Origin of the sequence: Lentzea sokolovensis (genome assembly GCF_033949975.1) — a bacterium.
GTDB lineage: Bacteria > Actinomycetota > Actinomycetes > Mycobacteriales > Pseudonocardiaceae > Lentzea > Lentzea sokolovensis.
This window is the reverse complement of the sequence record NZ_JAXAVU010000015.1, coordinates 169,980-193,838: the sequence shown is the minus strand read 5'-3', so window position 1 is coordinate 193,838 and position 23,859 is coordinate 169,980. Positions and strand designations below refer to the sequence as shown.

Sequence of the window (23,859 nt, the reverse complement as noted above, 5' to 3'; positions counted from 1 at the left end):
CCACAGTGGAGACCGGGGCATCGCTTCGTTCTCGCCCTGGGTGAGAATGAACGGTCGTTAATGCAATAGGGGAGGTCCAACCGTGGCGTCGACGGTGCCGTCAGTGCCAACCAAGCTCGTGGACGTCGAGGTGGCCACCTCGACGCGCCGCAACGTCCCGGCGGTCGTGCTCGCGACCACCGGACCGGCGCTGGGACCGGGCGGCGACGGCATCGACGTCTCCGACCTGACCGGCAAGGCCGGCGAGGCGGTGCGGCACGACGAGGCCTGGACCCTCGGCGTCGGCACCGGGACGCTCGCCGACTACCGCACGGCCGGTGCGTCGCTCGTGCGCGCGCTGAGCGGTGAGGACGCGCCCAAGACCGCCGACGTCCTGCTGACCCCGGACTTCGACGCCGAGAAGGTGCGCGCGTTCGTGCTGGGCGCGGCGCTCGGCGGTTACCGCTTCAAGGTCACCGGTGAGGACGGCCCGAAGCGCGTCGGCTCGTTGCGGCTGATCACGGCCGACGACGGGTTCGAGGAGGTGCTCACGTCGGCCGCGCTGAAGGCCCACGCGCTCGCCACCGCGACCTCGCTCGCACGTGATCTCGCCAACACCCCGTCCAACGTCAAGGACCCGCGCTGGCTCGCCACGACCGCCGCCAAGCTGGCGGAGAAGGTCGACGGGCTGCACGCCACCGTGCGCGACGAGAAGTGGCTGGCACAGCAGGGCTTCGGTGGAGTGCTCGCGGTCGGCGGCGGATCTGCCCGCCCGCCGCGGTTCCTGGAGCTGACGTACGGCACCACCGGCCCGCACCTGGTGTTCATCGGCAAGGGCATCACGTTCGACACGGGCGGCATCTCGGTGAAGCCCGCGGACGGCATGCACCTCATGCGCACCGACATGGCGGGCGGTGGCGCGGTGATCTCCGCGCTGCTGGCCGTGGCGCGCCGGCGGCTGCCGATCAGGGTCACCGGGCTCGTGCCGTGCGCGGAGAACCACGTCTCAGGTGCGGCGTACCGGCCGGGCGACGTCGTGCGCCACTACGGCGGCGCGACCACCGAGGTGCAGAACACCGACGCCGAGGGCCGCATGGTCCTGGCCGACGCGATGGCGTACGCGGTGAAGAACCTGAAGCCCGACCTCGTCGTGGACGTGGCGACGCTGACCGGCGCGATGAAGGTCTCGCTCGGCCTGCGCACGGGCGCGGTGTTCAGCGCGTCCGACGAACTCGCGGCCGAGGTCGTCGCCGCGGGCGTGAACGTCGGTGAGAAGTGGTGGCGCATGCCGCTGCTGGAGGAGCACGTCGGTGCCGTCACCAGCGAGGTCGCGGACTACAAGCAGTGCCCGCCCGGACCGGGTGGCATCACGGCGGCGCTGTTCCTGCAGAAGTTCGCGGGCGACGTGCCGTGGGCGCACCTCGACATCGCGGGTCCCGCGCGGTCGGAGAAGGTCTACGACGAGGTCGTCGCGGGAGCCACGGGCTTCGGCGCGCGGACGCTGATCGAACTGGCTGAAAAATATTCACGTTAGTCCCTACGATCAGCCCATTCGAGACGGCGACGTTCCACGGCATGATGTGAGCGCCTTCACACCGTCGTAGAGGAGCGCTCGTGTTACTCCGCCTGGCTCTCGCCGTCTCGCTGGTATTAGCGGCCATGTCCCCTGCCACCGCGGCCACGCCGTGGTGGGAACCGGTGGCGCGGCCCGCGGTGGACTCGCAGATCAACGTGACCGGCGAGCCCTTCAAGGGCACGGACGGCCAGGGCAGGGTGCGCGGGTTCGTCGACGCGCACAACCACCTCATGACCAACGAGGGCTTCGGCGGCAAGCTGATCTGCGGCAAGCCGTTCTCGGAGCAGGGCATCGCGGACGCGCTGAAGGACTGCTCCGAGCACCACCCGGCGGGTCTCGGCGCGATCTTCGAGGCGATCGTGACGGGCGACCTCGACGGCCACGACCCGGTGGGCTGGCCGACGTTCAAGGACTGGCCCTCGTACACGACGGTCTCGCACCAGCAGAACTACTACGCCTGGCTGGAACGGGCGTGGCGCGGCGGCCAGCGCGTGCTGGTCCAGGACCTGACGAGCAACGCCACGCTGTGCGTCATCCACCCGTTCAAGGACAAGCCCTGCGACGAGATGCAGTCGGTCCGGTTGCAGGCCCAGCGCACCTACGAGCTGCAGGCGTTCGTCGACAAGCAGTTCGGCGGCGCGGGCAAGGGCTGGTTCCGCATCGTCACGTCCGCCGAGCAGGCCCGCGACGTGATCGCGCAGGGCAAGCTCGCGGTGGTGCTCGGCATCGAGACCTCTGAGCTCTTCGGCTGCCGGACGTTCCTCGACATCCCGTTGTGCAACAAGGGCGACATCGACCGCGGCCTCGACGAGATGTACGCGCTCGGCGTGCGCAGCGCGTTCCTGTGCCACAAGTTCGACAACGCGCTGTGCGGCGTCCGGTTCGACTCGGGCACGCAGGGCGGCGTGATCAACGCCGGTCAGTTCCTGCGCACCGGCCAGTGGTGGCAGACCGAGCAGTGCAAGGGCCCGCAGCAGGACAACCCGATCGGCACCGTCGGCCCCAACGCGCTGATCCCGGCCTCAGCTGTCGCGCCCGCGTACGACCCGGCCAAGCGGTGCAACGTGCGCGGCCTGACGTCGCTCGGCGAGTACGCGGTGCAGGGCATGATGCGCCGGCACATGATGATCGAGGTCGACCACATGAGCGTGAAGGCCGCCGGCCGCACGCTGGAACTCGCGGCGCAGGCGAAGTTCCCCGGCATCATCTCCAGCCACAGCTGGATGGACGCGCAGTGGACCGAGAAGGTCTACCAGCTCGGCGGGTTCATCGCGGGCTACGAGAACAGCCCCGAGGGGTACGTCTCGCAGGCCGCCGCCGCGGAACCGTTGCGGCGCAAGTACGGCGTGGGCATCGGGTTCGGCTCCGACTACAACGGCGTCGGGTCGCACCCGGCGCCGCAGACCGGCGTGACCTACCCGTTCCGCAGCTACCCGGACGGCCCGCTGGTCGACCGGCAGCGCACCGGTGAGCGGGTCTGGGACATCAACGTCGACGGCGGCGCGCACATCGGTCTGCTGCCGGACTGGGTCGAGAAGGTCCGTCAGCTCGGTGGCGACCAGCTGGTGAACGACATGCTCGGTGGCGCCGAGTCGTACCTGCGGACGTGGTCGGGCACTCAGCGCTGGACGCCGTGAGTCCTGAGCGCGTGTTCACGGAAGGCGCGGACGGCGGGCGGCAGCGGGTGGTCCTTCAGCCACGTCAGCCCGAAGATCCGGCCGGTGCGCGGGGTCAGCGGTAGCTCGCGCAGTCCGGGAGGTGGAGCGAACTCGGCGTGGGTCAGCAGTGCCACGCCGAGGCCCGCCGCCACCAGGCCCCGCACCGTCTCGATCTCCTGGCACTCGAAGACGTAGCGGGGCGTGAACCCGGCGGCCGCGCACATGTCGTCGGTGATCTGACGCAGGCCGTAGCCGTGCTCCAGGGTGATCAGGTCCTCACCCTCCAGGTCCTGGACCCGCACCGACTTCCTGGACTCCAGCCGGTGCCCCGCCGGCACGACGACGATCAGGGGCTGCTCGAACACGACCACCGACTCGAACTCGGGACCGACCGGCGGCGGGGCGACCAGCGCGAGGTCGATCTCGCCGCTCACGAGCTTGTCGATCACGGCCTGGCGGGCGTTCTGGACCAGGCCGAACCGCACGTGCGGGTGCTCGGCGCGGTAGCTGCGGACGAGTTCCGGCACGACCGCGCGGCCCAGCATGTGCAGGAAGCCCAGCACGACACGGCCCTTCTCCGGGTCGAGCTCCTCCTCGACCTCGCGCAGACCCGGTTCCAGCGCGGCCAGCGACCGGGTGGCGGCCTCGGCCAGCAGCCGGCCTGCCCGCGTGAGACGGACGCGCCTGCCGCTCTTCGTCATGATCGGTGCGCCGAGCTGTTCGCCGAGCTCGGCGATCCAGCGGCTGACGGTGGGCTGGGGGAGCCCGACGCGTTCTGCGACGCGAGTCACGTGCTCGTCGGCGGCAAGCGCTTTCAGCACCGCCAGCTTCGGTGCCAGCTCCAATTCGTTCACGGATCGATTCTGGCGCATTTCCGTATTGGACGTATGGCTTAGCGTCAATCGTGTGAACAGGTTGACCGCGGCCATCGCCGCATCGGGGTTCGCGTGCTTCGCGCTGCTGTACACCCCGCAGCCGGTCATGCCGCAGATCGCCGCCGAGTACGGGCTGGGGCCGGGCAGCGCGTCGCTCGCACTGTCCGCGGCGACGCTCGCGCTGGCCGTGGTGGTCGTGCCGATCGCGATGCTGTCCGAACGCGTCGGGCGCCGTCCGGTGATCGTGGTCAGCGTGCTGGTGGCGGCGTTGCTCGGGCTCGTGCTGCCGTTCGCGCCGAACTACGAGGTCTTCCTGGGCCTGCGGGTGCTGCAGGGCGTCGCGGCCGCCGGGGTGCCCGCGGCGTCCATGGCCTACCTCGCGGACGCGCTGGACAAGAAGAAGCTCGGCGCCGCGATGGGCGCGATGATCGCCGGGAACAGCCTCGGCGGCATGTCGGGGCGGCTCGTCACCGGCATGACCTCGGACTGGCTCGGGTGGCGTGGCTCGGTGCTGCTCGCCGGCGTGTTCGGGCTGGTCGCGGCCCTGGTCGTGGTGTTCTTCCTGCCGAAGGCCAAGGCGATGCCGAAGCGCGCGCCGAGTGGCATGAAGGCGGCGTTGAAGGACCCGGTCCTGTTGTCGATGTACGTGGTCGCCGTGCTGCTCGTGGGCGCGTTCATCTCGTTCTACAACGTCGCGGGCTTCCAGCTCACCGGTCCGGCCTGGCTGGAGACGCTGGTGTTCCTGTTCTACGGGTTCGGCAGCACCTCGGCGGCGTTCGCGGGCAGGCTGGCCGACAAGTTCGGCCGCGGCAAGGTGCTGCTGCTGTGCATCGGCGTGCTGGCTCTCGGCGCCCTGGCGAGCCTGGTGTGGGTGCCGCTCGGCCTGGCGATCGTCACCGCCGGGTTCTTCGCGTCGCACACCACGGCGAGCGGCTGGGTCGCCGCGCGGGCGCCCGAACACGCCCGCGGCCACGCGTCCGGGCTGTACCTCGCCGGGTTCTACGTGGGCAGCAGCGTCGGCGGGACTTCCGGCGCCACCGCGTACGAGGAGTGGGGCTGGGGCGGCCTGGTCCTGGTGATCCTCGGCTGGCTGGCTCTGGCCGCGATGCTGGCTCAGAACTCCAGGGCGAGGGTGACGCGCGAGTCGACCGGCGCGATGGTGGTCTTGCCGAGGCGCGACAGGTCCACCGTGCCGTCGACCATGCCGACCGAGACCGAACGGGTGTCCGCCGGGACCTCGACCACGATCGCGAACGGCAGCGGGCCGCCGTCGTAGCGGGCGCCGACCTGCCGGGCGGTCGACCCGTCCGGCAGCGTCACGGTGATCAGGTCCTTGGTCAGGAGGCCGCCCGCGGTGTCGGGCAGGTTGCCGGTCGCCTCGACCCGCACCTCCAGCAACGCCTTGTCCGGCGCGGAGATCGTGGCCACGTCGTACTGGCTCTCGCCGAGCTTGACCGGGCGCTGCCGGCCGAGCCGGATGCCGGTGACCTTCATGCCGAGCTCGCGGTCGCCGAAGCGGATCTTCTGCGTCTGGTCGGAGAACTGCGGGGGAGCGGCGGCGCGCTGCAGCACGTGCGGCGGGTTGTCGGTGCGCTTGCCGGACGGGACCTCGGCGCGCTGCTCCAGCGACTTGGCGCCGAGCGTGCCGAGCACGAGCGACTCGGTGCCCTCCTGCGGGTCGGGCACGGTGTAGACGACGAAGACCGAGCCGTTGGCCGGCAGCCGGTCGGCGGGCAGCACCTGGCGCTTGCCCGGCACCTCCAGCGCGAGTTCGGACGGCTGCGGGGCGAACCCCTGCCAGTTGGTGCGGTGGAAGCCGCTGTCGGTCTCGTTGAGCTTCTCGACCTTCATCCTGACCACGCGCAGCCGTGACCCGGCCTCCGCGCGCACAGTGCCCTCGGCGGTGAACCAGATGTCCGGGTTCGCCCAGCCGGTGACGGCGGTGCCGAGCAGGTCGTCGCGCAGCTTGATGTCGGCGTTGCCGAGGCCGAGGTCGACGTTGTTGCGCTTGCCGTCGTCGGGCAGCACGGCCAGGAAGTCGCGACCGGCGGTCAGGTCCTGCTGCTTGGACGGGTCGAACTCCTTGCCGTCGGTGCGCACGAGCTTGCCGGTCGGCGTGCTGCGGTTGCCCTTCTCCGGCACCTGAGGTGACTGCACCTCGTAACGGACCTCGTCACCCGTCTTGGTTACTTCCTTGAGCGGCACGGGCACCCAGTCGGTGCCGGCGCCGGTGCCGGGGACCTGGACCGGCCCGCACCACAGCCGCTTGTCGACCTCGGACTCAAGACCCGTCTTCTGGAACCAACAGCTGACGGCGGCGGCGCCCGCTCGTGCCACGTAGCCGTACTCCAGCGTGTAGGCGAGCTGGGCCTCGGCGTTCGCCTGCAGGTCAGAGGCTTCTGCGAGCTTCTTGCCGTCCACCGTGAGCTGGACCGCGGCCGGCTGAGCGGCGGGAGCTGTGGCACATCCGGTCACTGCCAGAAGGACCGCCAGACCCAGCACCGCACAACGCACAGTCCTCGCGCCCCTCACCAGTTGAAACCACAACGTCACTACTGGTTAAAGGCGGCGTTCACACTTTGGGGTTGCCCTGGGCGAGTGTGGCTCAAATCACACTGCGGTAGACCTCGACCGTTTGCGCGGCCATCGTGGACCAGGAGAACTCCTGCTCAGCGCGGGTGCGTCCGGCGGCTCCGAAACGCTTCGCGCGCTCGGGGTCTGTGACGAGTTCGTTGATCGATTCGGCGAGCTGCTGTCGATAAGTCGACAAATCATTCTCGTCGTAGTGGACGAGAAGGCCCGTCTCGCCGTGCACGACGACCTCGGGGATGCCACCGACGTCGCTCGCGACGACCGCCGTGCCGCACGCCATCGCCTCCAGGTTCACGATGCCCAGCGGTTCGTACACCGACGGGCACGCGAACACCGTCGCGTGGCTCAGGATCTGCCGGACCTCGGCGGGCTGCAGCATCTTCTGGATCCAGAAGACACCCGGACGCGCCTGGGAGAGCTCGCTGACCGCCTGCCGGGTCTCCTCGGCGATCTCCGGGGTGTCCGGCGCCCCGGCGCACAGCACGATCTGCGCTTCCGGGTCGATGTGGTGCGCGGCCGCCACGAGATGACCGACGCCCTTCTGCCGAGTGATCCGTCCCACGAACGCCACGATCGGCTTCGCGGGATCGATTCCACGGGACGTCAGGGCGTCCGTCTCGGTCACGGGGTGGTAGGCGACGCTGTCGATCCCGTTGCGGACGACGTGCACCTTCGCCGGGTCGAGCGCAGGATAGGCGTCGAGCACGTCGGTCCGCATGCCCTCGCTCACGGCGATGACCGCGTCGGCGTGTTCGTACGCCGTGCGCTCGGCCCACGAGGAGATCCGGTACCCGCCGCCGAGCTGCTCGGCCTTCCACGGCCGGCGCGGTTCCAGCGAGTGCGCCGTCACCACGTGCGGGATCCCGTGCAGGAGTTTGCCCAGGTGACCGCCCATGTTGGCGTACCAGGTGTGCGAGTGCAGGAGGTTCGCCGCGGACACCGCGGCGGCCATCTCAAGATCGACCGCGAGGGTCGTCAAAGCCGCGTTCGCCTGCTCCAGGCTGTGCGGTGGGTTGTGGGCCGTGGCATCCGATCGGGGTGCACCGAAGCAGTGCACGTCGACGTCCACGAGTTCGCGAAGATGGGGCACGAGGAAACCCACGTGCACACCAGCTCCACCGTAAACCTCCGGCGGATACTCCCGCGTCAGCAGCGCAACTCGCACGCACTCACCGTAGATCACGGACGTCCCTGTTGGGACAAACCGGTTTGCGTCTGGTTCGAGAACGATCGCACGGATAGGGTCACATACCGTGAAGGGGCAGCCGCACGTTCTCGGAATTGTGCTTGCCGGTGGTGAAGGCAAGCGCCTGTGGCCACTGACGGCCGACCGCGCGAAACCGGCTGTGCCCTTCGGGGGCAACTACCGGCTGGTCGACTTCGTGCTGTCGAACCTGGTCAACGCGGGGCTCGCGAAGCTCTGCGTGCTGACGCAGTACAAGTCGCACTCACTGGATCGCCACATCTCGACGACGTGGCGCCTGTCCAATGTGCTCGGTCAGTACGTGACACCGGTACCGGCGCAGCAACGCCTGGGCCCGCGCTGGTACACGGGCTCGGCGGACGCGATCTTCCAGTCGCTGAACCTCGTCCACGACGAGAAGCCGGACCACGTCGTCATCTTCGGCGCCGACCACGTGTACCGGATGGACCCGGGCCAGATGATCTCGCAGCACGTCGAGTCGGGCGCGGCCGTGACCGTCGCCGGTATTCGGGTGCCGCGCAACGAGGCCAAGGCGTTCGGGTGCATCGACAGCGACGCCTCCGGGAAGATCACGCGCTTTCTGGAGAAGCCGTCCGAGCCGCCGCACGTGCCGGACGACCCAGACGTGACTTTCGCTTCAATGGGCAACTACGTGTTCACCACTGAGGCGTTGCTGGACGCGCTTCGCGGGGACGCGTTGAACCCCGACTCGGATCACGACATGGGTGGCGACATCATCCCCATGCTGGTGGACCGGGGGAAGGCGCACGTCTACGACTTCCAGGACAACGACGTGCCCGGCGCTACCGACCGGGATCGCGGGTACTGGCGGGACGTCGGGACCATCGACGCCTACTACGACGCTCACATGGATCTTGTTTCGGTCCATCCGATCTTCAACCTGTACAACCAGTTGTGGCCTATTCGGACTGCCACTCCGCCTTTGCCTCCCGCGAAGTTCATCGCCGGAGGGTCCGCTGAGGACTCGATGGTCGGGCCCGGGGCGATCATCTCCGGGAAGATCCACGGGTCGGTGGTCTCTTCCGACGTCATCGTCGAGGTCGGGTCTGTGGTGCAGGGGTCGGTGCTGTTGCCCGGGGTTCGGATCGGCAAGGGTGCTGTTGTGCGGCGGGCTATTTTGGACAAGAACGTTGTGGTGCCGGATGGGGCGTTGATCGGTGTGGACGCTCCTATGGATCGGGAGCGGTACACGGTTTCTGCTTCCGGGGTGACGGTGCTTGGGAAGGGTGTTCGGGCTTACTGAGTCGCTCTGTCCGTAGCGTTCCCTGGCTTGCTTGCGGCGGGATTGCGTTGCGTGCTTCCCCTGGGGGCTCTGCCCCCAGACCCCCGGCAATCTGATCGGGGGAGGGCGCCCTCGGCGGGTAGATGGCACGCCTGTTGCGTTGGGCGGCTGCCTGTTGCGTAGTTGGCTTGCGTTGGCGGTGGGGTCCCGTCCCAAGTCACACCAAGAGCGGGCCACATGCAGCAAGAGCTGTGGTGCGACTCGTGACGGGACCCCACCGCCGGGCGCGCTCGGTAGGACGGCTCGCCTTCGGCTTCGCGGGCGATCAGGTGCTGCCCTTAGGTCAGGGTCTGCGGGCCGCTACCAGTAGGCCGTCGCCCAGCGGGAGGATCACCGGGACCAGGCGGTCGTCCTCCTTCACCAGGCGGGCGATGTCGCGCATGGCTTGGGTCGAGTCGTCTCGTTTGCTCGGGTCTACGACGGCGCCGTGCCAGAGGACGTTGTCGAACGCGATCACGCCGCCCGGGCGCAGCATGCGGACGCCGTGTTGCAGGTACTGCGGGTACTCGGGCTTGAAGGCGTCCACGAAGACGAGGTCGTACGCCGCGTCCGTCAGGCGTGGGAGGACGTCCAGTGCCTTGCCCATGATCAGGCGGGTGCGCGACGGGGAGATGCCTGCCGCCGCGTAGGCCTCGCGGGCCGCTCGTTGGTGTTCTGAGGCCACGTCTATCGAGGTCAGGATGCCTGAAGGTGGCATGCCTGCCAGCAGGTAGAGGCCGCTGGTGCCTGCACCGGTGCCGATTTCGACGACCGCGCGGGCCTGGAGTGCGGTCGCGAGGAACCGCAGGGCGGCGCCTCCGCCCGCGCCGATGGGCACGCAGCCCAGTTCCTGGCCGCGTGCTCGTGCTGCCAGGTGCACGTCGTCCTCGGGGAGGTACTGCTCGACGTACTCCCGCAGGGCCGATTCCGGGGTCACGGGGTAGCAGGTTAGTGCTTCCGGTGCCCAAAACGGGTGAACGTGGCCCGAACCGAGATTCTCAGGGTGCTCTCAGCCCACTCTCACGATCGTTTAAAGCGCGCAGGAGAAGGTACAGAAGCAACAAGCCAGGCTCTAGTCGGGAACAAGCCGGACCCGTCGCCCGTTGAGCCGCATAAGGGTCGCCGGGCGGCCCACATGGAGGTGCCGAAACACCTGATGCGCACGCAGTCGAGTTCTCCGGAGGCCGTCGCGCCCATCGAGACGGCCGACTGGACGCCGCCCTCGTGGGACGCGATCGTCCGTGAGCACGCGGACAGGGTCTACCGGCTCGCGTACCGCTTGACCGGCAACCAGCACGACGCCGAGGACCTGACGCAGGAGACTTTCATCCGCGTCTTCCGGTCGCTGGCGTCGTACAAGCCGGGCACCTTCGAGGGGTGGCTGCACCGCATCACCACCAACCTCTTCCTCGACATGGCACGCCGGCGCAGCCGCGTGCGCATGGAGGCGCTGCCCGAGGACAACGACCGCCTCGAGGGTGACGACCTGTCCCCTGAGGAAATCTATGACGAGAACCACCTGGACCCCGACCTGCAGGCCGCGCTGGACGAGCTCCCGCCGGAGTTCCGTGCCGCGGTCGTGCTCTGTGACGTGGAAGGCCTTTCCTACGAGGAGATCGGCGCCACGCTCGGGGTGAAGATGGGTACGGTGAGGAGCAGGATCCACCGGGGCCGCCAGGCTCTGCGGGTCGCGCTCGAACGCCGTCGTCAAGAATCGTTGCTGGAGGACTCTGCATGACCGACCTCCGTGGTTGGGGCCTGCCTGAGCAGCATCTCTTGCCGGATGCCGTGGTCGCGTTCGTGGACGGAGAACTGTCCTCGACCGCCCACGAGCGAGCCTCCGCGCACATCCAGCGCTGCGGCTTCTGCGCATTCGAGACCTTCACGCAGCAGCAGGCGCGCTCCGCGGTGCGCACCGCTTCGACGCCCACGGCGTCGGCCTCGCTGCTGGACAGGCTCGGCGCTATCCCCCAGGAGGTCGAGTTGCCGTCCGCTCCGGACGGGCTCGCGATCACCGAGGACGGTCAGTTCGTCGCCGTGCAGAGGACGGACAAGCCCGCGTTCGGCTCAGGGCCGGTGCTGGGTTCGTCGAGACCTCTGGGCAGCAACGGCTGGTTCAGCGGCCGCCGTGCCCGCCAGGGTGCCGGGGTCGTCGTGAGCGGCATGTTGCTGAGCGCGCTCGCGTTCACCACGCCGGAGAGCGACGCGCCCGCCACGACGCCGGTTCCGCAGAACGCCGGCGCGATCTTCGCGACCACCCCCTGACAGTCATTTCACTGTTCGTGAGGCACGCTGTAGTTCAGCACTCCTAGCGGAAAACTCGGGGAGAGATGAGCCAGCAGTCGCCCAACGGCCAGACGTCCACACCCGTTTCCGGAGTGGACGACGGAGCTCATCGCCGGCTCCGGCCACGGCCACTGGTGCAGCCGCCGGTCGACCCCGCGTCCGCCACCGCCTTCGGCCGCCCGGACGGTGTCGCCGGGGCGTTCGCCGCGCGCGACGTGCCCGTGTCTCAGCTCCAGTCCGCGCCGCCGCCTCCCGAGTCCCTCGTGACGGCGTTCGGTCGTCAGGGCTCTCAGGAACTGTTGCAGCGGCCGCCGCAGCCCGTGTCCGACCCGGATCCGGACATCGATCCGGTGTTCTGGGGCGACAAGCCCGCCGGTGACCCGTGGCGCGACCCGGCCTCCGGCGCCGTGATCGGCCCGCCCGCCGTCGGTGAGGACCCGCCGGGCGAACCTGAGCGCAAGCCGGAGCCCGGTCCGCAGCTGAGCGTTCCCGAGCTGCTGTTCGGCCGTCGGGTGAAGCCCACCGCGATGGCGTTGCTGCTCACGGTCGCGCTCGTGCTCGGCGCCGTCGGTGGTCTCGTCGGCTGGCTGATCGGACGGGCCGGAAACCCCCTGACCGACTCGACCGTCACGCTGGCCGAGGTCACGGAGGGCAAGGAACGTCCCGCCGGCTCGATCTCGGAGATCGCCAAGCGCGTCACGCCCAGCGTCGTCTCGATCGAGTTCAAGGGCGCGAACGTCGCGGGCGTCGGTTCGGGCGTCATCATCGAGGCCGGCGGCTACATCCTGACCAACGACCACGTCGTCGCCCCCGCGGCCCAGGACTCCTCGGCCAAGCTCAGCGCCGTCTTCACCGACGGCACCCGCGCCCAGGCCCGCGTCGTCGGCCGCGACCCCAAGACCGACCTCGCGGTCATCAAGGTCGAGGTCACCAACCCCACCGTCCTGCAGTTCGGCAACTCCGACGACCTCCAGGTCGGCGACAGCGTGATCGCCATCGGCTCGCCGCTGCAGTTGTCCAACACCGTCACCGAGGGCATCGTCTCCGCGCTGCACCGCCCGGTGACCGCCGCCGGCGAGAACGGCGGCCCGCAGGTCACCTACGACGCGATCCAGACCGACGCCGCCATCAACCCGGGCAACTCGGGCGGCGCGCTGGTCGACTCGCGCGGCGCCCTGATCGGCATCAACTCGTCGATCCGCACCGAGACCGGCGGTTCGGTCGGCCTCGGGTTCGCGATCTCCGGCAAGCAGGCCCGCAAGATCAGTGAGGAACTGATCCGCAACGGCCAGGTCAAGCACGCGGACATGAACCTCAACGTGAAGTCCGTGTCCGCGGAGACCTCCGAAGGCGCCCAGGTGCAGAACGTCCCCGCCGGTGGCGCGGCCGCGGCCGCGGGCATCCAGGAGGGCGACGTCATCACCAAGGTCGGCGACCGCATGGTCCGCAACGCCGCCGAACTGGTCGTCGCGGTCAGGGAGCACGAAATCGGCGAAACCGTGCAGGTAGTCCTTGCCCGCCAAGGCCGCGAGCTGAAACTAGACGTCACACTCAAGAGCGACTGAGAAGTAGGCTGAGACCTGTGTTCGACAGCATCGGATGGGTAGAGATCCTCATCATCGTCGTCGCGGGTCTCTTCATCCTGGGGCCCGAACGCCTGCCATCGGCCGCGGCCTGGCTGGGCAAGACGGTGAGGCAGGTCCGCGAGTACGCGACCGGCGCGCGGGAGCAGTTGAAGCAGGAGATGGGCCCGGAGTTCGAGTCGCTCCGCAAGCCCCTCGAAGACCTGCGGGAGCTGCGCAACTTCGACCCGAAGCGCGCGGTGACGAAGCACCTCTTCGACGACTCCGAACCGACCAAGTCCAACGGCTACCCGACGCCGTCGACCCCGCCCGCGGCCGAACAGCGTCCGCTCGCACCGGGCGAGCGTCCGCCGTACGACCCGGACGCGACCTGAGTTTCTAGCGACCCGCGGGGGAGACGTTCAGCAAGCGTCCCGCCAGTCCGCGTGAACGAACCGAGAGCTTCGTGGCGATCTCGGTCAGCACCTGAGCCGCGGCTGACTCCGGCACCGCCTGCACGATCGGCGTGCCCGAGTCGCCGTTCTCCCGCAGCCGCGGGTCGAGCGGCACCTGGCCGAGCAGCGGCACGTCGGAGCCGATGGCCTTGGTCAGCGACTCCGCGACGGCCGCGCCGCCACCGGTGCCGAAGACGTCCATGCGGGAGCCGTCGGGCATCTCCAGCCACGACATGTTCTCGATGACACCCGAGACCCGCTGGCGGGTCTGCAGCGCGATCGACCCGGCGCGCTCGGCCACCTCGGCGGCGGCCTGCTGCGGGGTGGTGACGACCAGGATCTCGGCGTTCGGCACGAGCTGGGCGACGGAGATCGCGATGTCGCCGGTGCCGGGCGGCAGGTCGATCAGCAGCACGTCCAGGTCGCCCCAGAACACGTCCGCGAGGAACTGCTGCAACGCCCGGTGCAGCATCGGCCCGCGCCACACGACCGGCGTGTTGCCCGGCGTGAACATGCCGATCGAGATGACCTTCACGCCCTGCGACTGCGGCGGCATGATCATCTTCTCGACCTGGGTGGGCTTGCCCTCGACAGCCAGCATGCGCGGGATCGAGTGGCCGTAGATGTCAGCGTCGACGATGCCGACGGACAGTCCGCGGGCGGCCATCGCCACGGCGAGGTTCACGGTGACAGAGGACTTGCCGACGCCGCCCTTGCCGGACGCGACGCAGTACACGCGCGTCAGCGAGCCCGGCTGGGCGAACGGGATGACCGGCTCTTCCGCACCGCCGCGCAGCGTCTTGCGGAGCTCGGTGCGCTGGGCGTCGCTCATCACGTCGAGGTCGACGCGCACGGACGAGACGCCGTCCAGGGCCGTGACGGCCGCGGTGACGTCCTTGGTGATCTTGTCGCGCATCGGGCAGCCCGCGACCGTGAGGAAGATGCCGACCACCACGACGCCGTCCGCGCCGACCTCGACGTCCTTGACCATGCCGATCTCGGTGATCGGGCGGCGGATCTCGGGGTCCTGCACACCGGAGAGCGCCTTGCGGACGTCCTCGACGGTGGGGAGTGGCTGTGTGGTGGTCACCGACCCATGCTACGTCCGGTTCGCGCCTCTCCTACCGGCCGGTCACTTCTCCGTGCAGGCCCAGGTCGTAGCCGGGAGGGCGCTGTCCGTAACATCGACGCCCGTGCCGGAATCGGGTAGTTCCCGGTTGCCCACCCGTGTCGAGCTAGGGGTGTGGCGATCGTTCCTCCGCGCGCATGCACGGATCACGAGGGTCCTCGAGGCCGAACTGATTGCTGAGCAGCGCCTATCGCTCGCGGCGTACGACGTGCTGGTTCAACTGGCCGAGACGCCTTCCATGCGCATGCGCATGACCGAACTGGCCGATGCCGTCCTGCTGTCCCGCTCTGGCGTGACCCGCCTGGTGGACCGTCTGGAACGGGCAGGCCTCGTCGGGCGGGAACGCGCCGACGGTGACGGACGCGGCATCGTGGCCGTGCTCACACCGCTGGGCGCCGAACGCCTGCGCAGTGCCTCCACCACCCACCTCGCCGGCGTCGCCGAGCACTTCGGGGAGAGCTTCGGCCCCGGTGAGCTCGAGGCCTTCGGCCGCACGTGCGATCGCCTGGCCGCGGACGACGTCTTTCCGTGATCACGGTGGTGGGACTGGTGCACGTCGAGGCTGGCCGCCTCCTCGTTGTTCGCTCACGCAACAAGAAGGCCTTCTACCTTCCCGGCGGCAAGATCGAGCCAGGTGAGACCCCCGTTGACGCCGTGCGCAGGGAGGTCAGGGAAGAACTCGGCATCGAACTCGACGACCCCGAGGTCCTCAAGCGCTACGTCGCCCCGGCCTACGGCGAGGGTGAGGGCGCGATGGTCGACATGACCTGCTTCACGGCCTCGTTGCTGGGCACGCCGCAGCCCACGAGCGAGATCGCCGAACTGACGTACGTGACGCGGGACGAGTACCGCGGGCACGCCGAGACCGCTCCCGCGATCCACGAGGTCCTGGCGGACCTGGTCGCGAGTGGACGGATCAGGACGTGATCCGGCGCACTTCCGCCATCACCTGTTCGTCCACGTCGGCCGCAGACAGTTCCGCGTAGTACTCCAGCGTCTCGTAGATGTCGCGCAGCGCCGCCAGCTCTTCCGCCTCCGGCAGGTCGTGGCTGAAGTGCTGATGCACCCACTCGGCAAGTTCCCGCGGTGACATCTCTCCGGCGAGCGTGCGCCGGGCCATCAGCCGCAGTCCTTCTTCCCTGCCGGCGTCGCTTCGGTGCTCGTGGTGGTCGAGCCCGAGTTCCCGCAGCGCGTCCTCCATCAGCGGCGGAACCTCTTCCCACGCACGTTTCAGCGAGGCTCCGGCCAGCATGCTGACGGCGGGACCGTCGACGCCCGCGACAACCAGTTCACAGGCCGCGAGCACGACGTCGGTGTCCCTGGCCTCGTTCACGTGCCACAACGCCACGACCTCGCGGAACTCCTCGACCGTCAAGGCCGGACCTTCTTCAGGTTGTTCTGCTCCTTCATCAGCTTCTCCAGCTCGCCGCGGATGAAGTCGCGCGTCGCCACCTCGCCCAGCGCCAGCCGCACCGCCGCCAGCTCCCGCGCCAGGTACTCGGTGTCCGCCTTGGTCTGCGCCGCCCGCGACCGGTCCTCCTCCAGCGACACCCGGTCCCGGTCGTCCTGCCGGTTCTGCGCGAGCAGGATCAACGGCGCGGCGTAGGCGGCCTGCGTCGAGAACGCCAGGTTCAGCAGGATGAACGGGTACGGGTCCCATCGCAGCGACACGGCCACGAGGTTCACCACGATCCAGGCGAGCACGATCAGCGTCTGCCAGAACAGGAACTTGCCGGTGCCGAGGAACCGCGCGAGCCGTTCGGAGAGCTGGCCGAAGGTGTCGGGGTCGATCGAGAAGCGGAAGCCGCGTGGTTCGCGCGGCAGGTCGAGTCTGCGCCGAGGCAGCAGTTCAGGCATGGCTCAGTCCCGTCTCGCGCCAGTTCGCCGGCAGCAGGTGGTCCAGCACGTCGTCCACGGTGACGGCGCCGAGCAGGTGCTCGGCCTCGTCGAGCACGGGGGCGCACACCAGGTTGTAGGTCGCGAAGTACCGCGTCACGTCGCTCAGCGAGGCGTTCGGCGCCAGGGAGGTCAAGTCCGTGTCGAGCACTCCGGCGACGAGGTCGAACGGCGGTTCGCGCAGCAGTCGTTGGATGTGCACGCAGCCGAGGTAGCGGCCGGTCGGCGTCGCGGAGGGGGAGCGGCACACGAAGACCATCGACGCCAGCGCGGGCGTGAGGTCGGGATTTCGCACTCGTGCCAACGCTTCCGCGATCGTCGCGTCCGGCGTGAGGATGATCGGTTCCGGTGTCATGAGGCCACCGGCCGTGTCGAACGAGTACTCCAGCAGGCGCCGGACCGGGGCCGACTCCTCCGGTTCCATCAGTTCCAGCAACCGGTCCTTCATGCCCTCGGCGAGCTCGCTCAGCAGGTCCGCCGCGTCGTCCGGGTTCATCGCCTCCAGGATGTCCGCGGCGCGTTCCTCGTCCAGGTGCGACAGGACGTCCTTCTGGTCGTCTTCGGACAGTTCCTCGATGACGTCCGCGAGTCGTTCGTCGTCGAGCGCGTCCGCCACCTCGTAGCGGCGCTTGGGCGGCAGTTCGTGCAGGGAGTTCGCGACGTCGGCCGCGCGCATGCCCTCGAAGACCGCCACCAGTTGGTGCGCGCTCTGCGGCTGGCCCGCGATCTCGTTCACGCTCAGGCCGGCGACGTCCTCCCACCGCCACACCTGCACCGGTCCCTTGAGACTGAACCTGCCGGTCCGTTCGCGCCCGGCGACGCGGACCATGCGCCAGTCGCGGGTGCGGGTCACCTCCATCGCGGCGTCCACGACCACCGCGGTGGCGCCGTCCCCGACCTGGATCTTGGCGTCGAGCAGTTCGCCGATCACCAGCACCTCGTTGACGCGCTGGTGGAACGGCCGCAGGTTCACCGATCCGGTCGCGAGCGTCACGGCGTTCGGCTCGATCGAGGTGACCCGCAGCATCGGCACGAAGATCCGCCGGCGCGTCACGAGCTCGACGACCATGCCGAGCACGCGCGGCGGTTGCCGGTCGATGCGGAGGCTGATCACGACGTCACGGGCCTTGCCGACGGGTTCGCCGTCGGGGCCGAACACGGGAAGTCCGGCCAGTTGAGCGATGTAGATCCTGTTCACAGCCACCACAACACCCAGGCTAGATCAGGTCCGGGCCGCCCACCCGGCAATGTCGGCGCAGATCACCGCCATGTTCTCGAAGTCCTCTTCCAGGCACCAGATCCAGTTGGCGACAGCGCGGTGCAGCGTCCAGTCACGCGCCTTCGCGACGTCCAGCTCTCCCGCGTCGCAGATCGCGAGGAACCGGTCGGTGAGCCCCCGGTGGCCATCCAGTTCGTCGAACCTGTTCCACAGCAACGGAATCGCGCAGTACTCGGGATCGCCGGACAGCGGTTTCGGGTCGATCACCAGCCACGGCTCGCGGTCGCCGCGCAGCACGTTCTGGTAGTGCAGGTCCTCGTTGACCAGCGTCGTACCCATCGGCCTCGTCCCGGCCTCGCGGGCGGCGTCGAGCAGCTTCGCGGGGATCGCGGGATGGCTTCGGAGGGTGTTCGCGAAGCGCCGGATCTCGCCGGGAGCCTCGACACCGCGGTGGCGGCGCAGCAGCTCGCCGATCACTCCGACGGCCAGGTCGATCGGCTCGTCGTCGAGTGAGTGCTGGTCGAGGCGTTCCAGCAGCAGCGCGCCGAGCTCCTCGTCGTGGCCGAGCAGCTGGACGGCGCCGTCGCCGTTGTAGAGCTTGAGCGCCAGCGGTTCCTGCGCGGTCTCGTCGTCGACCCAGCTGAGTTTGAGCACGGCTGGATGGCCGTCGGCTCGCCTGACCGGCAGCACGACGGCGCAGAACCCGTTCATCAGCGCGCCGTCCGGGGTGAGTTGCCAGCGGGCGCACGCCTTGGTGGCGAGCTTCGGCAGCTTCGCGACCCACTCGCCGGCGCCGTCACCCAGGCCCTCGCCGAAGCCCTCGGGCACGGTGATCATGAGCCGAACTCCAGCCGGTACACGGCGTCCCACTCCGGTCTGGTGTTGAGCCGGGCGGTCTTCAACGCCAGCGTCGTCTCGTCGTCCGGCTCGGTCAGGTGCGCGACGGCGGACGCGTCGATGAGGTGCGAGTGCGTGCTGGGGGAGCGGACGGTGACGGTGACCTCTGCTCCGTCGGTCAGTCCCGGCACCTCCGGTTCGGTGCCGCCGGAGATGATCCACAGCGCGTCGGCACGCCAGTGCGCGTGCACGAGACGGGGTTCGTGGCCGGGTGAGGTGATCCAGACGGCCGCCGCTTTCCGCAGCGCCGCGTCCAGTACTCGAGTGATCTCCACCGGTTCAGCCTGCCAGGCTTTGTGAAACGGGACTCAGCGGATATGCGCCCGGAGATGATGCGTGCCACTGTGGCGCTCATAGTTACCGGCCGGTACAAGGAGGTACTCCAGTGGTCGACCAGCAGCGTCCCCGTCGCTCGTGTCTGGCGGTCCCCGGCTCGAGCCAGAAGATGATCGACAAGGCGCGCACGCTGCCGGCGGACCAGGTGTTCCTGGATCTCGAAGACGCCTGCGCCCCGCTGGCCAAGCCCGACGCCCGCAAGACCATCGTCGCGTCGCTGAACGAGGGCGGCTGGGGCGACAAGGCCCGCGTCGTGCGCGTCAACGACTGGACGACGGAGTGGACCTACCGCGACGTCACCGAGGTCGTCGAGGGCGCCGGCGCGAACCTCGACTGCATCATGCTGCCGAAGGTCCAGACGCCCGAACAGGTCGTCGCGCTCGACTTCCTGCTCACCCAGATCGAGAAGACGATGGGCTACGAGGTCGGCAAGATCGGCATCGAGGCGCAGATCGAGAACGCCCTGGGCCTGAACAACGTCAACGCGATCGCCACCGCGTCCCCGCGCGTCGAGACGATCATCTTCGGCCCGGCGGACTTCATGGCGTCGATCAACATGAAGTCGCTGGTCGTCGGCGAGCAGCCGCCCGGCTACGACGTCGGCGACGCCTACCACTACATCCTGATGCGGATCCTGATGGCCGCGCGGGCCCACGACAAGCAGGCCATCGACGGCCCCTACCTGCAGATCCGCGACGTCGAGGGCTACAAGCGCGTCGCCGGTCGTTCCGCGGCGCTGGGCTTCGACGGCAAGTGGGTGCTGCACCCCGGCCAGATCGACGCGGCCAACGAGGTCTTCAGCCCGAAGCAGGACGACTACGACCACGCCGAGAACATCCTCGACGCGTACGAGTTCTACACGTCCGAGGCGGGCGGCAGGCGCGGCGCGGTCATGCTCGGCGACGAGATGATCGACGAGGCGTCGCGCAAGATGGCGTTGGTGATCTCCGGCAAGGGCCGTGCTGCGGGCATGACGCGCGCGAACGTGTGGACGCCGCCGGAGGACTGATTCCGTTACGGATTGTGCTCCACTTCACCCTGAATGTCACTGGACGTGTTCGATCGTCACAGGCTGCATTCAAAGCGGGTGAAGTGGCGCACAATCCGTCACCGAAGTTTGCGGTCTGCCCCCGGCGTGGGGGCATGCTCTGGGCATGTCACGTTCGAGTAACGGCAAGACGAGCAGACGGTTGCGGCTCTTCAAACGTCGCGAGGACGACCTGCTCGAGCGCAGCTTCCGCAGCTGCCCGGGATGCGCTTCCGACGTCCACGTGTTCGCCGACGTCTGCCGCCACTGCGGTGGCGCACTGGAGATCGCCCTCGCGGGCTGAGCTTTCCGCTAGTACGTGCTGCTGTTCACGCCCGCGATGATCGCGATGACGATGATCGCGAAGTAGGCCAGCCATCCGGCGATGACGAGGTAGCCGACGATCAGGCCGGCCATGGCCAAGCCGTGTCCTTCCTCCTCGCCTCGCTTGATCTTCCCCATCGCGATGTGGCCGAAGACGACGCCGACGATCGCCGTCACGCCACACGACACGAAACCCACGCAGGACAGAACCAGCGAGAGAATCGCACTCTGCTGCGACTTCGGCGGCATGGGCGGCGGGTAGCCGTAGCCGTAGGGCGGCTGCTGGCCGTACGGGCCGGGCTGGCCGTAAGGCGGCTGCTGCTGGGCGTACGGATCCCCCGGCTGCTTCGGGTTGTACGGGTCGTAGGTCATGCGGGTCCCCCTAGAAGTGGTGAGGCGGGATCTTAAGGTCCTGCCTTTCAGTTCGTCGCGTGTGGGTGCGCGATTACACCTGTCAGGGATGCTGTTTCGGTACAGCAGGTGCCACCGTTGTTGCGGAGAGCACACCCCGGTCGCAAACGGGCGTTAACCGGTCCATACTCGCCGGTAACCAAAGCCTTGGAAGGGAAGTGCGATGGCGCGCCTCGCCCAGACCGCGGGTCTCACGGACATCCAGGAAGAAATCCTCGCGACCGTTCGCACGTTCGTGGACAAGGAGATCATCCCGCACGCCCAGACGCTGGAACACGGCGACACGTACCCCGCCGACATCGTCGAGGGCATGAAGGAGATGGGTCTCTTCGGCCTGACGATCCCGGAGGAGTACGGCGGCCTGGGCGAGTCCCTGCTGACCTACGCGCTGGTGGTCGAGCAGATCGCGCGGGGCTGGATGAGCGTCTCCGGCGTCATCAACACCCACTTCATCGTGGCGCACATGCTCAAGCAGCACGGGACGCCCGAGCAGAAGCAGAAGTACCTGCCGCGGATGGCCACCGGTGAGGTGCGCGGCTCGTTCTCCATGTCCGAGCCCGAACTCGGCTCCGACGTCGCGGCGATCCGCACTCGCGCCGTCCGCGGCGATTCCGGCTACACGATCAACGGCCAGAAGATGTGGCTGACGAACGGTGGCACGTCCAACCTCACCGCCGTGCTGGTGAAGACCGACGAGGGCGCCGAGAAGCCGCACCAGAACCTCACGACGTTCCTGGTCGAGAAGCCCGAGGGCTACGGCGAGGTCCTGCCGGGCCTCACGATCCCCGGCAAGATCGACAAGATGGGCTACAAGGGCGTCGACACCACCGAGATGGTGTTCGACGGCTTCGAGATCGCCGCGGACCAGGTGCTCGGCGGCGTCACCGGCCAGGGCTTCCGGCACATGATGGACGGCGTCGAGGTGGGCCGCGTGAACGTGGCCGCCCGCGCGTGCGGCATCTCGATCCGCGCCTTCGAGCTCGCGATCGAGTACTCGCAGCAGCGCAAAACGTTCGGCAAGGCCATCGTCGAGCACCAGGCCATCGCCTTCAAGCTCGCCGAGATGGCGACCAAGGTCGAGGCAGCGCACCTGATGATGGTCAACGCCGCGCGGCTGAAGGACTCGGGCCAGCGCAACGACGTCGAGGCCGGCATGGCGAAGCTCATCGCCTCCGAATACTGCGCCGAGGTGACGCAGGAGTCGTTCCGCATCCACGGCGGCTACGGCTATTCCAAGGAATACGAGATCGAGCGCCTGATGCGCGAGGCCCCGTTCCTGCTGATCGGCGAGGGCACGTCGGAGATCCAGAAGACGATCATCTCGCGCGGCCTGCTGCGCGACTACCAGTCACGCGGCTAGCCGCGAGTTGACGTTCGTCCGTTAGGGGCCAATCTTTCACGGGATTGGTCCCTGACGGTTTTTGCCCGCGGGCCATAAGGTTCGCTCACTTTGAGCACAGATCTGACACTTCCGAGACCTGTGTCGCCGCCACACGTGGTCCGTCTGGAGCTGGACACGTTCTCCGGCGTCGACCGCCCCGCGCTGGCCAAGTGGTTCGGCGACCTGTTCAGCGGCCTGCTCGCGCCCCTCTGCCCGGCCTCGGTCGAGGAACTCGTGGCAGTGGCGCGCGACTACCACCCTTCCGACACAACGCCCTGGGGTCCGCCGGGTTATGCCCGGCTCCTGCTCTCTTCGGGTGACTTCACTCTTCCGTCGTGGTCGGCCGCCCTCGACGACCTGCCGTCGTTCCTGCGCGTGCAACTCGTCCAGCTCGACTCCCAGGGCCTGCCCCTGGTGGACGACGGCTGGTGCGCGGAGATCCTGCTGAAGGACGATCCCGCCTTCCCGCACCAGATCACGGTCACGGCCGCGCGCTCGTTGTTCGGCGGCTGGATTTCCCATGCGGTGCAACAGAAATGGCTGTCGGTGTTCCGCTCGGGCGCTACGCTCGCGCAGGCCTGCGGCGGCTGGATCACGCTGGACCGCGTCGGCGTGCGGACCGCGCACGAGGTCGCCGCCGGCGTGGGCCTGGACGAATCCCTTTTCATGGCAGCGGAGTTGTCGCGCGGCCCGCACTGGGCGACGTTGCTGGGGCCGCGTCAGGTGGCTGCTTTGGGTGGTGTGCAAGAAGTCTGCGCCACCGCACCGGTTGTCGCTGTTGAGCATCTGGGCGGCGGACGCATTCTTCTGCAGTTGACGGAACACCTCGACGAGGTGCCGCCGGACGTCCTGCGCAAGCTGACCGAGTTCCTCACCCCGGTCCTGCACTGACCCGGCGAGATGCGCTGTCGTTTGGGACCCTGTCCTCCGTGAGGCCTTCACCGAAGACTGACGTGCTCATGGCTCTGGACACCGCCCTGCGCTCCACGGGCTTCGTCCGGCGTGGCCACGCCTGGCTCCAGGACCGCGGTGACGGGGTCGCCGGCTGGCTCGGCTTCGGCCTGGCGGGTTCGGTGGAGGTCAGCCCGTTGGTCGGCGTCTGCTTCCAGCGCTACGACGAGGTGTGCCGCACCCTCGGCGTCGGAATCCCGACCACGCCGTTCATCTCCACGCCGCTGGGCCACCTGATGGCTGACAAGCCCATCTGGAAGTGGACCTTCGAACCGGGCGGCGACCACACGCCCGTTGCCGCGTCGCTGGTGGCCGCTGTCCTGAAGCACGGCAAGCCGTACATCGACAAGCACGCGAAGTGGGACGCGCTGGCGCGTGAGCTCGTCGCGAAGCCCGAGTCGTTGCTCGACTTCGAACGGGCGCGCAAGCTCGCGATCATCCACGTGCTCAACGGGAACGCCGGTGCGGCCGGTGAGGTGCTGAAGAAGGAGCGGGAACGGGTGGCGGACAGCCGGGACGCCTACGCCCGCTCGTACCGTGCCTTCGCTCACAGGTTTGAAATCGCGTTCCCAAGATAGTCGAACACATGTTCGATTTATGGCGAACATATTGGTGCAAACGTTGGGCTTATGTCCGAAATGCCGCAACTCTCACTCTGGTCACACGTGGTAGTGATCACTCGTTCGGACTATAGGTAACCAGGGCTTCGTCAGTCAGGCTTCACGCCGACATAACTAGTTCGCGTGTCGTCGGGGGACATGCGCGAGCCTGGGGGCCCACTTTGTTGCACCGCCGCCGCGCGGCGAGTCAGTCACGCCT

Annotated in this window: 25 protein-coding genes; 15 read left to right on the top strand and 10 right to left on the bottom strand. The window is 68.5% G+C overall.

From position 1 onward, the window contains the following. Window positions 1-103 precede the first annotated feature (103 nt). Both SK854_RS39250 and SK854_RS39245 read left to right on the top strand, forming a co-directional pair. The gene (locus SK854_RS39250; RefSeq protein ID WP_319980212.1) at window positions 104-1,513 is read left to right on the top strand and encodes a leucyl aminopeptidase family protein; all 1,410 of its coding nucleotides are present in this window, start codon (window positions 104-106) and stop codon (window positions 1,511-1,513) included. A gap of 80 nt (window positions 1,514-1,593) precedes the next feature. After that, a complete protein-coding gene (locus SK854_RS39245) occupies window positions 1,594-3,192 on the top strand; it encodes an amidohydrolase family protein (RefSeq protein ID WP_319980211.1) in 1,599 nt (532 codons plus the stop codon). Here SK854_RS39245 and SK854_RS39240 read toward each other — a convergent pair. Beyond that, window positions 3,174-4,067 (bottom strand): LysR family transcriptional regulator, encoded by an 894-nt coding sequence (locus SK854_RS39240; RefSeq protein WP_319980210.1) that lies wholly within the window; start codon window positions 4,065-4,067, stop codon window positions 3,174-3,176. The genes SK854_RS39245 and SK854_RS39240 overlap by 19 nt on opposite strands. A 52-nt stretch (window positions 4,068-4,119) precedes the next feature. Here SK854_RS39240 and SK854_RS39235 point away from each other — a divergent pair, with 52 nt between their 5' ends. Further along, on the top strand, window positions 4,120-5,364 hold the full coding sequence (locus SK854_RS39235; RefSeq protein ID WP_319980209.1) for an MFS transporter: 1,245 nt from the start codon (window positions 4,120-4,122) through the stop codon (window positions 5,362-5,364). A gap of 1,329 nt (window positions 5,365-6,693) precedes the next feature. Here the strand turns inward: SK854_RS39235 and glgA are convergent. After that, complete coding sequence (gene glgA, locus SK854_RS39230; protein WP_319980208.1) at window positions 6,694-7,845, bottom strand: glycogen synthase; 1,152 nt, start codon at window positions 7,843-7,845, stop codon at window positions 6,694-6,696. Between the two features lie 88 nt (window positions 7,846-7,933). Here glgA and glgC point away from each other — a divergent pair, with 88 nt between their 5' ends. Continuing rightward, window positions 7,934-9,148, top strand: coding sequence for a glucose-1-phosphate adenylyltransferase (gene glgC, locus SK854_RS39225; RefSeq protein WP_319980207.1), 1,215 nt, complete (start codon window positions 7,934-7,936; stop codon window positions 9,146-9,148). Window positions 9,149-9,470: 322 nt separating this feature from the next. Here the strand turns inward: glgC and SK854_RS39220 are convergent, their stop codons facing one another. Further along, complete coding sequence (locus tag SK854_RS39220; RefSeq protein WP_319980206.1) at window positions 9,471-10,103, bottom strand: O-methyltransferase; 633 nt, start codon at window positions 10,101-10,103, stop codon at window positions 9,471-9,473. A gap of 219 nt (window positions 10,104-10,322) precedes the next feature. Between SK854_RS39220 and sigE the strand changes: the two genes are divergently transcribed. The 4 genes from sigE to tatB all read left to right on the top strand — a co-directional run bounded on the left by sigE (window position 10,323) and on the right by tatB (window position 13,409). Further along, window positions 10,323-10,904: an RNA polymerase sigma factor SigE gene (gene sigE, locus SK854_RS39215; RefSeq protein ID WP_169746025.1), complete on the top strand. Its 582-nt coding sequence runs from the start codon at window positions 10,323-10,325 to the stop codon at window positions 10,902-10,904. Beyond that, window positions 10,901-11,431: a zf-HC2 domain-containing protein gene (locus SK854_RS39210; RefSeq protein WP_319980205.1), complete on the top strand. Its 531-nt coding sequence runs from the start codon at window positions 10,901-10,903 to the stop codon at window positions 11,429-11,431. Before sigE ends, SK854_RS39210 begins: the two co-directional genes overlap by 4 nt. A gap of 65 nt (window positions 11,432-11,496) precedes the next feature. Next, window positions 11,497-13,017: a S1C family serine protease gene (locus SK854_RS39205; protein WP_319980204.1), complete on the top strand. Its 1,521-nt coding sequence runs from the start codon at window positions 11,497-11,499 to the stop codon at window positions 13,015-13,017. A 17-nt stretch (window positions 13,018-13,034) separates the two neighbouring features. Then, on the top strand, window positions 13,035-13,409 hold the full coding sequence (tatB, locus tag SK854_RS39200; RefSeq protein ID WP_093602415.1) for a Sec-independent protein translocase protein TatB: 375 nt from the start codon (window positions 13,035-13,037) through the stop codon (window positions 13,407-13,409). Between the two features lie 4 nt (window positions 13,410-13,413). Here the strand turns inward: tatB and SK854_RS39195 are convergent, their stop codons facing one another. Next, on the bottom strand, window positions 13,414-14,559 hold the full coding sequence (locus SK854_RS39195) for an Mrp/NBP35 family ATP-binding protein (RefSeq protein ID WP_319980203.1): 1,146 nt from the start codon (window positions 14,557-14,559) through the stop codon (window positions 13,414-13,416). 103 nt (window positions 14,560-14,662) lie between these two features. On the opposite strand from SK854_RS39195, the gene SK854_RS39190 reads away from it, so the two are divergent. Both SK854_RS39190 and SK854_RS39185 read left to right on the top strand, forming a co-directional pair. Continuing rightward, window positions 14,663-15,130: a MarR family winged helix-turn-helix transcriptional regulator gene (locus SK854_RS39190; protein WP_035913526.1), complete on the top strand. Its 468-nt coding sequence runs from the start codon at window positions 14,663-14,665 to the stop codon at window positions 15,128-15,130. Continuing rightward, the gene (locus tag SK854_RS39185) at window positions 15,127-15,525 is read left to right on the top strand and encodes an NUDIX hydrolase (protein ID WP_319980202.1); all 399 of its coding nucleotides are present in this window, start codon (window positions 15,127-15,129) and stop codon (window positions 15,523-15,525) included. The genes SK854_RS39190 and SK854_RS39185 overlap by 4 nt, the downstream gene beginning before the upstream one ends. Here the strand turns inward: SK854_RS39185 and SK854_RS39180 are convergent. The 5 genes from SK854_RS39180 to SK854_RS39160 are packed head-to-tail and all read right to left on the bottom strand — an operon-like array spanning window position 15,515 to window position 18,885. Continuing rightward, the gene (locus SK854_RS39180; RefSeq protein ID WP_319980201.1) at window positions 15,515-15,973 is read right to left on the bottom strand and encodes a hypothetical protein; all 459 of its coding nucleotides are present in this window, start codon (window positions 15,971-15,973) and stop codon (window positions 15,515-15,517) included. The genes SK854_RS39185 and SK854_RS39180 overlap by 11 nt on opposite strands. Next, window positions 15,970-16,455 (bottom strand): DUF1003 domain-containing protein, encoded by a 486-nt coding sequence (locus SK854_RS39175; protein ID WP_319980200.1) that lies wholly within the window; start codon window positions 16,453-16,455, stop codon window positions 15,970-15,972. The genes SK854_RS39180 and SK854_RS39175 overlap by 4 nt, the downstream gene beginning before the upstream one ends. Next, entirely contained in the window at window positions 16,448-17,701 is a 1,254-nt protein-coding gene (locus tag SK854_RS39170) for a magnesium transporter MgtE N-terminal domain-containing protein (RefSeq protein WP_319980199.1), read from the bottom strand. The genes SK854_RS39175 and SK854_RS39170 overlap by 8 nt, the downstream gene beginning before the upstream one ends. 15 nt (window positions 17,702-17,716) lie before the next feature. Beyond that, complete coding sequence (locus SK854_RS39165) at window positions 17,717-18,550, bottom strand: aminoglycoside phosphotransferase family protein (RefSeq protein WP_319980198.1); 834 nt, start codon at window positions 18,548-18,550, stop codon at window positions 17,717-17,719. Continuing rightward, window positions 18,547-18,885 (bottom strand): hypothetical protein, encoded by a 339-nt coding sequence (locus tag SK854_RS39160; RefSeq protein ID WP_319980197.1) that lies wholly within the window; start codon window positions 18,883-18,885, stop codon window positions 18,547-18,549. Before SK854_RS39160 ends, SK854_RS39165 begins: the two co-directional genes overlap by 4 nt. A gap of 110 nt (window positions 18,886-18,995) precedes the next feature. Between SK854_RS39160 and SK854_RS39155 the strand changes: the two genes are divergently transcribed. Then, complete coding sequence (locus SK854_RS39155) at window positions 18,996-19,955, top strand: HpcH/HpaI aldolase/citrate lyase family protein (protein ID WP_319980196.1); 960 nt, start codon at window positions 18,996-18,998, stop codon at window positions 19,953-19,955. Window positions 19,956-20,100: 145 nt separating this feature from the next. Further along, the gene (locus tag SK854_RS39150) at window positions 20,101-20,277 is read left to right on the top strand and encodes a hypothetical protein (RefSeq protein ID WP_319980195.1); all 177 of its coding nucleotides are present in this window, start codon (window positions 20,101-20,103) and stop codon (window positions 20,275-20,277) included. A gap of 8 nt (window positions 20,278-20,285) precedes the next feature. Here SK854_RS39150 and SK854_RS39145 read toward each other — a convergent pair whose 3' ends face one another. Further along, entirely contained in the window at window positions 20,286-20,669 is a 384-nt protein-coding gene (locus SK854_RS39145; protein ID WP_319980194.1) for a DUF4190 domain-containing protein, read from the bottom strand. 202 nt (window positions 20,670-20,871) lie between these two features. Between SK854_RS39145 and SK854_RS39140 the strand changes: the two genes are divergently transcribed. From SK854_RS39140 to SK854_RS39130, 3 genes are all read left to right on the top strand, one after another. Continuing rightward, on the top strand, window positions 20,872-22,068 hold the full coding sequence (locus SK854_RS39140) for an acyl-CoA dehydrogenase family protein (protein WP_319980193.1): 1,197 nt from the start codon (window positions 20,872-20,874) through the stop codon (window positions 22,066-22,068). A 120-nt stretch (window positions 22,069-22,188) separates the two neighbouring features. After that, window positions 22,189-22,980 (top strand): hypothetical protein, encoded by a 792-nt coding sequence (locus SK854_RS39135; RefSeq protein ID WP_319980192.1) that lies wholly within the window; start codon window positions 22,189-22,191, stop codon window positions 22,978-22,980. A 68-nt stretch (window positions 22,981-23,048) separates the two neighbouring features. After that, a complete protein-coding gene (locus tag SK854_RS39130) occupies window positions 23,049-23,618 on the top strand; it encodes a hypothetical protein (protein WP_319980191.1) in 570 nt (189 codons plus the stop codon). The last annotated feature ends 241 nt before the right edge of the window (window positions 23,619-23,859 follow it).

Coding starts and splice junctions, on each gene's coding strand:
- sigE (WP_169746025.1), top strand. CDS start 10,323: ATGCGCACGCAGTCGAGTTCTCCGGAGGCCGTCGCGCCCATCGAGACG.
- SK854_RS39210 (WP_319980205.1), top strand. CDS start 10,901: ATGACCGACCTCCGTGGTTGGGGCCTGCCTGAGCAGCATCTCTTGCCG.
- SK854_RS39205 (WP_319980204.1), top strand. CDS start 11,497: ATGAGCCAGCAGTCGCCCAACGGCCAGACGTCCACACCCGTTTCCGGA.
- SK854_RS39175 (WP_319980200.1), bottom strand. CDS start 16,455: ATGCCTGAACTGCTGCCTCGGCGCAGACTCGACCTGCCGCGCGAACCA.
- SK854_RS39165 (WP_319980198.1), bottom strand. CDS start 18,550: ATGATCACCGTGCCCGAGGGCTTCGGCGAGGGCCTGGGTGACGGCGCC.
- SK854_RS39150 (WP_319980195.1), top strand. CDS start 20,101: ATGTCACGTTCGAGTAACGGCAAGACGAGCAGACGGTTGCGGCTCTTC.
- SK854_RS39145 (WP_319980194.1), bottom strand. CDS start 20,669: ATGACCTACGACCCGTACAACCCGAAGCAGCCGGGGGATCCGTACGCC.
- SK854_RS39140 (WP_319980193.1), top strand. CDS start 20,872: ATGGCGCGCCTCGCCCAGACCGCGGGTCTCACGGACATCCAGGAAGAA.
- SK854_RS39130 (WP_319980191.1), top strand. CDS start 23,049: ATGGCTCTGGACACCGCCCTGCGCTCCACGGGCTTCGTCCGGCGTGGC.